Genomic DNA, 8569 nt, shown 5'->3' on the forward strand with positions numbered 1-8569 from the left:
TATGAGGTGATGATATCACCTCTTACTAAGTGACCAAATTCAGCGTACCACTACAGCTTAAGTAGGTTGGAATGAATATTCGGTGCCTATGAGTGGGGCTAATTTATTACTTTAAGGCTAATTGGTAGGGGAGAAACAAGAAAATAAATTGCAGTTGTCATATAGGCTTCAATTAAGTGAAACACAACTGTCATATTCGGATTCTAAAGTAGGCCTCGTTCAAGCAAAACACAACATTACGGCAATAACGCCACTAAAGGAAATTTGTGATGAAAAAGACAGTTATCGGTGCAATCGCACTACTAGGCGCTCTAACAGTGAATACAGCTTCAGCTAAAGAAACTATCTCTGTAGTTGGCTCTAACAGTGCTTCTCCACTGGTTGAAGTTTTTGCAGAAACCTACATGAATAAAGGCGAACCAGTGTTCATCGAAATTCAAGCACCAGGTTCTTCTGCAGGCATCAAAGCAGCAAAAAATGGAAGTGCTGACCTTGGTATCTCTTCTCGTGACCTAAAAGAAGAAGAGAAAACAGCTGACCTGAAAGAGCTAGTTATCGCTCGTGACGGTATCGCAGTTGTTGTTAACCCGAACAACGAAGTATCTGCTCTTACTGCTGAGCAAATCACTTCAATCTACAAAGGCGACATCACTAACTGGAAAGATGTTGGCGGTGCTGACAAGCCAATCGTAGCAATCACTCGTGATACTGCATCAGGTACACGTGGTGCATTCGAAGACATCATGAAGCTTAAGAAGAAGATTGGCGATAAGAAAGTATCGGCTATCTCTCAACGTGCACAAGTTGCAAACGGTAACGGCGCACTTAAAGTTTCTGTAGCAAGCAACCCATACGCTATCGGCTTTATCTCTCTAGGTACAGTTGACGAATCTGTTCAAGCTCTAACTATCGACGGCGCTGCTGCGACTGTAGACAACGTTAAGAACGGTTCTTACAAAGTTGCTCGTCCATTCCTAGTTCTTTACAAAGCAGGCGCTCCAACAGCTGAAACTCAACAATTCCTAGATTGGATGGTTGCAGATGAAGCTCAAGCTATCGCTGGTAAGAAAGGCTACATCACAGTTAACTAATCTTAACTGACTCAATCTTAATTATTGCTCAGCCTGCTTTAGGCTGAGCCTTTTCTTTCAACTTTGTTTATTTCGAGCTCTTATTGAGCCACAAAGTTTGAGATTTTATATATGACCATCGCAAATAGTGAAAAGCTTATGAATACTGAAGCGACTCAAGTCAACAAGCCAAGTCTACGTGCTAAGAAGCGCATCGACTGGAGAGAAAGAATCTTCCACGGCTTGTTCTTATCGAGTGCTGTAATCGGCATCGTATCACTAGCCGTTATCGCTTACTTTATCGTTGCAGAGAGTATCCCTGCATTCCAAGAGGCCGGTGTTTCTGGCATCGTTCTGGGTGTTGACTGGTTACCTCCAGCTCTATTCGGTGTTGCAACCATGATTGTTGCATCGATTGTTTCGACACTTGGAGCTGTAGTTGTTGGTGTGCCAGTTGGTGTATTAACCGCTATTTTTATTGCTGAGATTGCTCCAAAGCGTCTTGCAGATATTATTCGACCAGCAGTTGAGCTTCTAGCGGGTATCCCGTCGGTAGTTTACGGCTTCTTCGGTCTAGTAATTATCGTTCCAATGATTCAAAACGTTTTCCAAGTACCAGCGGGTAACACTATCCTGGCGGGTATCATTGTTCTGGGTATCATGATTCTTCCTACCGTTATCACGGTTTCTGAAACTTCGATTCGTGCGGTACCTCGTACATACAAAGAAGGTTCACTTGCACTGGGTGCTTCGAAAATCTACACGATTTTTAAGCTACTCGTTCCTGCTGCACGTTCAGGCATTATGACTGGTGTGATTTTGGGTATCGGCCGCGCACTTGGCGAAACGATGGCAATCATCATGGTTATGGGTAACGCGCCAGCAATGCCAGAAGGCATTTTGGACTCTGCTCGTACGCTAACAGCAAACATTGCAATTGAAATGTCTTACGCAAGTGGCGTTCACGCTAACGCACTGTACGCAACAGGTGTTGTACTTCTAGTGTTCATCATGATGTTAAATGGTGCTCTACTTTATCTTAACCGTGAAAAAGCGAAGTAGGCGAGGATAAGTAATATGGATCGCGTAAAACTAAAACAAGCACGTCAAACCAAAGATAACATCCTAAAAGGTTTTATCTGGGCAGCTGCAGCTGTAACCGTTGGTTTCTTATTCTGGATTATTTGGTACATCCTATCGAACGGTCTGCAATACGTAGATTGGAACTTCATCACTGACGATTACACTCGTACTGGTGAAGAACGTGGTATTTTCCCAATGATCATTGCCACGATCTACATGGTAATCGCATCGATTGCGGTAGCCGCGCCACTGGGCATCATGACGGCGATATACTTAACTGAATATGCGAAAGTAGGTAGCCGATTGGTGAAAGTGATTCGATTCTGTACTGAGTCGTTAGCTGGTATCCCATCGATCATCTTTGGTCTGTTCGGTATGACCTTCTTTGTTTCGATTCTTGGTCTTGGCTTCTCGATTCTGTCGGGTGCACTAACGCTAAGTATCCTGATTCTTCCTGTAATCATTCGTACTACAGAAGAAGCATTGATGGCAGTGCCACAAACTTACCGCGAAGGCTCATACGGCCTTGGCGCTTCAAAAATCTACACTATCTGGCGTTTGATCTTACCAAGCGCAATGCCAGGTATCTTAACTTCGGTCATTCTTAGTATTGGTCGTGTAATTGGCGAATCAGCACCTGTATTTTTAACAGCAGGTATGGTGGCACGTGTTCCTGAGTCGGTATTCGATTCTGGCCGTACACTAACGGTTCACCTATATAAGCTGACAACAGAGCTATTTACTATCGATGAGTGGAACCAAGCCTACGGCACGGCGACAGTCCTAATCGTACTGGTTCTCTTGATCAACATGGTTACAAAACTGATTGCGAGACGCTTCAACACGGCAACTTACTAAGCTCATTAGCTGGCTCATAAATAAAGCGAGCCCCCGTGATAAAGAAAGCATCAAGTTAGACACGAATTTAAGAATTTAGAGATTACGAACATGAATAAATTTGATATTGAGAACCTAGATCTGTTTTACGGCGACAACCAAGCGCTTAAATCTATCAACCTGCCAATTCCAACTCGCCAGGTTACTGCTCTGATTGGCCCGTCTGGCTGTGGTAAATCAACACTATTGCGTTGTTTGAACCGCATGAATGACCTAATTGAAGGCGTTACGATTAAGGGTAAGCTGGATATGGATGGCACTGACATCTACGGGAATATCGATGTCGCTGACCTACGTATCCGCGTAGGCATGGTATTCCAAAAGCCAAACCCGTTCCCAATGAGCATCTACGAGAACGTGGCATACGGCCTACGTGCTCAAGGTATCAAAGACAAAAAACACATCGATGAAGTGGTTGAGCGCTCGCTACGCAGTGCTGCACTGTGGGATGAAGTAAAAGACCGTCTTAAAGCGCATGCATTTGGTCTGTCTGGTGGTCAACAACAGCGTCTATGTATCGCACGTACCATTGCAATGGAACCAGATGTAATCCTGATGGATGAACCAACATCGGCTCTAGACCCAATCGCGACACACAAGATTGAAGAATTGATGGAAGATCTGAAGAAAGACTTCACTATCGTTATCGTAACGCACTCAATGCAGCAAGCGCGTCGTATCTCAGACCGCACGGCTTTCTTCCTAATGGGAGAGCTTGTAGAGCATAACGAAACCAGCGTTATCTTCAGTGAACCAAAAGATGATCGTACTAAAGGTTACGTAAACGGTGACTTCGGTTAATCGACGATTTACGTGTGGTATTTAAGCGATTAGATACCTTTACACACTAACTGAAACGCAGGTTAGATAATCGAATAGAACAACAGAATTATCACTATAACTATAAGCGATGGAAGTTTTGCCCCACTATAGGTGGGGCTTTTTTATGTGTCTAAAAAATCCCCAATGTCGATGTGATTTTGGGCAGAGAATCCCATTTTTGTCGTCCTTCTCATGCTTGTGATAATGTTAAAGGTGAAACTGCGACCCGCTTAACATCTCATTTTCACTTACATTGATTGCATATCAAGCCTTCTGTATTTTTGCTTTATTCTTAATCGCCAATGGAAGGAAGCTGTGCCTGTTAAAGCCTTTGCAAAACAAATATCTGCGACACGCGACCATCGTCTGTTGGCTGAGTCTCTTTTTGACTATCTGGTTAAGGTACTTACTCCAAAAGGGATAGGAATATTTGCTGAACCGACGCCGGAGAGCGACGCATTACCGCTTTTTTCTTATGGCGACCTAACCTCATTGGCGAGCTACCCCTCTACATTTTGGCCGTGGGTCTCACAGTTTGATACCGCAGACGGGGTTTTGCCAATGGCTATCAACACCTGCAAGTGGGAACACATGAAAGTGCTTGGTGGGGAGTCGTTTATCATGATGCTCGACAACGCACCTGCCTCCAGAACTTATTTAATTGTTCAAAATTGCAATGCTGAGAAGGTTAATCAAACCTTTGACCAAGATCTTGATGTGTTACAGCTCGCGGCTGCCCGTTGGCAATGTATTCGTGCCGAAAAGAACGCGGCGCTAGAAATCAAACACAGAGACACACGTGAAGCTCAATACTTAGATGAGATAAAGTTACGTGAGCTGTTTGTAGAGAACATGAAGCTGGTTCATCAGGTCGCGCTTGAGCTTTCTAACCCTGAGTCACTCGATGCTTTGTATAAAGCATCGGTTGAGGCTGTGCGAGACAGGTTAGGGTTTGATCGTGCGATCTTCATGTTGCTTGATATGAAAAAGCGTTGTTTCAGCGGCACTTATGGCACTGACGAAGCGGGTAAAACCAACAGTGAACACCACACTCAATACGATTTGCACCAACTTGAAGCGGAATACATTGAAGCGCTGTCTGATAACCATACTAATCTAGTCATCATCGATAATGCGCCCCTGTATACAGAAGGTAAGGTGGTCGGGCAGGGGTGGAATGGCATGCTTATCTTGCGTGAAGGCGACAAACCTGTCGGCTGGATCGCCATGGATAACTACATTCATCGCTCACCGATTACTAACTATCAAAAGCAGATGCTTGAGTCTTTTGGCTCTTTGCTTTCTCAAATCTATATTCGCAAGCGCCAAGAGCAGAACATACGTATGTTGCACTCGAGTATGGTTGAGCTGTCTCGATGCGATAGCGTCAGTGAAGTCTGTAAGTCCGCGGTTAGTTTTGCGATTCAACATCTAGGTATCGATCGACTGGCTGTTTTCCTAACAGACAAAAAGTGCAGTTACATGCAAGGTACTTGGGGCACTGACATCAAAGGCGATATTGTCGATGAGTCCTATTATCGCTCTGAGCTGGTGGAACGTGACATTGTAGCCGCAGCTCGTGCTTGCCCTAATCAAGTTGCCTTTGAAGAATCAGTTCCTATCTATCACGATTTCAATATTGTGGGAGTCGGTTGGACGGCAATGACCATGCTCACCACCAATACGGGTGAGCCGATTGCGTTTATCGCTGCTGATAACCTATTAACTCGCAGTCCTTTAACCTCACAGCTTCGTGAGGTAATACGTATTTTTGCTTCTAGCCTTGCAGAGGTGTTGCAAAGAACCATGGCGCAAGAGGAGCTTAAAAAGCTCAATGAAACGCTTGAGCAAGAGGTTAGTAAGCGTACTCAAGAGCTTGAAAGAGCCAACGAACAGTTAGATATCATTTCTAAATTAGACCCTCTGACACGCCTTGGAAACCGTCGTATGTTGTCGCAGGTTCTAGAAGATTTGAACTGCGACGATCAAGGTGCTTTTGCCACACAACATGAAATTACATTTGGGCTGATCCTAGTCGATTTAGATCATTTTGGTTTGTACAACAGCGTCTATGGCCATACTGAAGGTGACGCAGCTCTGCGAACCATCGGTAAGATACTTAATGCACATGTTCATAGTGATAAGGAAACCTTCTGTCGTATTGGCGGAGAAGAGTTTATGTTGTTGATGATCGGCACTAATCACTCTGAAACGAAGCAGCGTGCCGAGTCGATTAGAAAGTGCATTGAAGAGGCGAAAATCCTTCACTGCGAAAGTAGCACTAGCCCATATTTAACCGCGTCGGTTGGGTATGCTTCGATAACCTCAGACCAACATCAATTCGACTTTGATTTGTTGTATGGCAAGGCGGATAAGGCCTTGTATCAAGCTAAAGATTCAGGGCGAAATAGAATCGTCTCAGCCTTGAAGCGAAAAAAAGTCGCGGTTTCAATTTCTTAGTGTGGTACCTGTTTCTTCCTACTCTAAAAAGAAAGAAGCCGTGATGTTCACAATGTGGTCACCACGGCTTCTTTTTTCTACCAAATTAGACTTTTCTAATTAAAGCGTTTCTAGTGAGCTTTTACGCGTTTTGCTAGAGACTCGCTTTGGCTTCTTGACTGCTTTGATTGCCTCAGAAGGATCCCATGACGGGTTGGTCGAGCCAGCTTCACCATAAAGGCTTTGGTTTAGCTTGCTTAGATCGGCTTCAACGGCAGCTAAAGTCTCATCACTCAAGTCTGGGTTTTCAGCTTTCCATTGGTCAAACAAGGTTCTGACCATCACGCCATCTTTCGTTTTAAGAGCTTCAATAAGCGCTTCTTCTGTATCTGATTGACGTTCAACAGTGTGTGTTGGTTTTGTCGTTACACCGCGGTGTGACCAGAAGTAGAAAGCTATTGCTGAGCTGATTAACCATAAGACAGCGAACAGAGCCGTCAGATAAGGCCAGAGTCCTGGGTTATCAACAGTCACAACCGTTGGGTTCACTTGTTGAGCTGGTGGTGCTGTAACCGGTGGTGTGCTAGATGTCGCACGGTCACTTGGCTTTACCGCTAACTCTAGCCCCTGCGCTTTGCTGGTTTGTTCTGATTGCAAATCGGTGTTAAACCAAGCTTGAGACACATCAGGAAGCGAGATGTTTCCTGCCTCTTTCGGAATCAAGACTTGCTTGTAAACAACGACAGAATCACCTGACTGAGTTGTGCCAAATTGCGGCTTCTCTTCATAAACACGTACCGAATTAGGGTAGGTGATATTCAGTTTTGGCAGCTGGTGTTGCGTTAAGTTGCTAGCCGTCATCGTGATGGTACGAGTTAACGAATCACCCGCTTCCATTTCAATGGTTTGGTTGTCGCCTTCTAAACCATTACTATTTCCCAGTTGATTGCCTTGGCTATCTGACCATTGTTGAATCAGTTTGAAGTTTGATGTTGGTAACCACTCACCTTGGTAGCCTTTTGGTACGTCCTTCACAGTTACATCTAAGATTTCAACGGGCGTGTCGAGCTGGAACAGACGCGTTGTACTGGAGTTGTTGGTTGAGTAAACAACGGCTCCATTCAGCTTCGGTCCATTCAGCTTAAACTGTCCGGCCTTTTGTGAAGAGATACGGAAAGACTGTTGAACTACCGTCACCTCTTGTCCATTGAGAACATCTTGAAATTGCTTCGATTCACCAATAGGTTCCACATCTAAGCCCGGCGAGCTCGGTGGCGCTATTTTAGGATCTTGCAGCCTTCTTGGGTCAGCTTTGATGATGAGTTTTACATCAAGCTCAGCCACTTCTTCTGGGTACAGCGAGTTCTTGCTGAGATTAAGCTGGAACTCTGCCATATCATGTTGAGTTGGAGCGGCTTTGTTAATTGCAACATTGATGGTGATAGGCTTGGTTTTAGCCCCTTCAATGTCAAAGCTAGGGATCTGTATCCGGCCTAAGCGCAGTGGAGCAAGGCTAATGTTCCATTCACTTGATACCGAACGGCTGCCATTGACGATTCGCATCGACGACCCAAAGTTTGGTGTGCCAACATAGAAATCCTGCTGGAGCGCTGTTAGATCTAGAGCATCAGAGGAGACCTTTTCATCGGTTGCAACTCTAAGAAGGAACACTTCATCTTTGGTGACACTGTTATGTGAAACGCTCGCCACGGCGTTTGCAGCCAATACTGAGAAGGACGAGAAAGCTCCCAACAACAATGTTAGGAGTACGGATAAAAATGGCTTGTTTAAAAATCGCATGGTTACCACTTTTTGTTCTGGTTGTTAGGAGCACTTTTTTGTCGTGCTTGTAAAATCATTTGCGCTTTAAGCAGTTGGCTCGGGTCACGGGCGCTTTCTACTTGCTCAAGTTTTCGCATGTCAGGGTCGCTCGACAGAGGTTGATCTGAGGTTTGTGCTACAGCTTGCTGACTACTTTGCTCACCATCTTCTTTTGAAGCTTGTTGTGCGCTAGCACTTTGAGGTGTAGCGCCTTCTTGGTCACTCTGTTTCGGCTGATCACTGTTACTTTGTTGCGTGGCTTGCTTGTCGTCTTGTTTAGACTTTTCAGAGTCAGAGTGATTTTCAGGTTGGCCTTGAGCTGAGTTTTGATCTTGGCGACCACGTTGATCTTGGTTACTGCTTTGATCTTGTGACTTGCCATTGTCAGCGGAGCTTTGTTGTTGATCCTGAGAGCTTTGCGAAGAATCATTTTGCTG

At 44.8% G+C, this 8569-nt stretch carries 6 protein-coding genes and 1 pseudogene; 5 read left to right on the top strand and 2 right to left on the bottom strand.

The window, feature by feature from the left end; translation table 11 throughout:
- Window positions 1–269 precede the first annotated feature (269 nt).
- The 5 genes from AB6F11_RS16685 (at window position 270) to AB6F11_RS16705 (ending at window position 6332) form a co-directional block, all read left to right on the top strand.
- Window positions 270–1091 (top strand): phosphate ABC transporter substrate-binding protein, encoded by an 822-nt coding sequence (locus AB6F11_RS16685; protein ID WP_017064254.1) that lies wholly within the window; start codon window positions 270–272, stop codon window positions 1089–1091.
- A 111-nt stretch (window positions 1092–1202) separates the two neighbouring features.
- Complete coding sequence (gene pstC, locus AB6F11_RS16690) at window positions 1203–2132, top strand: phosphate ABC transporter permease subunit PstC (protein ID WP_104216234.1); 930 nt, start codon at window positions 1203–1205, stop codon at window positions 2130–2132.
- Window positions 2133–2147: 15 nt separating this feature from the next.
- A complete protein-coding gene (pstA, locus tag AB6F11_RS16695) occupies window positions 2148–3011 on the top strand; it encodes a phosphate ABC transporter permease PstA (RefSeq protein WP_017064256.1) in 864 nt (287 codons plus the stop codon).
- Between the two features lie 90 nt (window positions 3012–3101).
- Window positions 3102–3851, top strand: coding sequence for a phosphate ABC transporter ATP-binding protein PstB (gene pstB / locus AB6F11_RS16700; RefSeq protein ID WP_004737715.1), 750 nt, complete (start codon window positions 3102–3104; stop codon window positions 3849–3851).
- A 336-nt stretch (window positions 3852–4187) separates the two neighbouring features.
- On the top strand, window positions 4188–6332 hold the full coding sequence (locus tag AB6F11_RS16705) for a GGDEF domain-containing protein (protein WP_104216235.1): 2145 nt from the start codon (window positions 4188–4190) through the stop codon (window positions 6330–6332).
- Between the two features lie 99 nt (window positions 6333–6431).
- Here AB6F11_RS16705 and AB6F11_RS16710 read toward each other — a convergent pair whose 3' ends face one another.
- Entirely contained in the window at window positions 6432–8111 is a 1680-nt protein-coding gene (locus tag AB6F11_RS16710) for a BatD family protein (protein ID WP_104216236.1), read from the bottom strand.
- A 2-nt stretch (window positions 8112–8113) separates the two neighbouring features.
- Window positions 8114–8569 (bottom strand): annotated as a pseudogene (locus tag AB6F11_RS16715) (hypothetical protein); the annotation flags it as partial.

This window comes from Vibrio sp. 10N.247.311.14, assembly GCF_041467715.1.
GTDB lineage: Bacteria > Pseudomonadota > Gammaproteobacteria > Enterobacterales > Vibrionaceae > Vibrio > Vibrio crassostreae_C.

Excerpts from the sequence above, each read along its gene's own strand:
- AB6F11_RS16685 (WP_017064254.1), top strand. The coding sequence starts at position 270 with ATGAAAAAGACAGTTATCGGTGCAATCGCACTACTAGGCGCTCTAACA.
- pstC (WP_104216234.1), top strand. The coding sequence starts at position 1,203 with ATGACCATCGCAAATAGTGAAAAGCTTATGAATACTGAAGCGACTCAA.
- pstA (WP_017064256.1), top strand. The coding sequence starts at position 2,148 with ATGGATCGCGTAAAACTAAAACAAGCACGTCAAACCAAAGATAACATC.
- pstB (WP_004737715.1), top strand. The coding sequence starts at position 3,102 with ATGAATAAATTTGATATTGAGAACCTAGATCTGTTTTACGGCGACAAC.
- AB6F11_RS16710 (WP_104216236.1), bottom strand. The coding sequence starts at position 8,111 with ATGCGATTTTTAAACAAGCCATTTTTATCCGTACTCCTAACATTGTTG.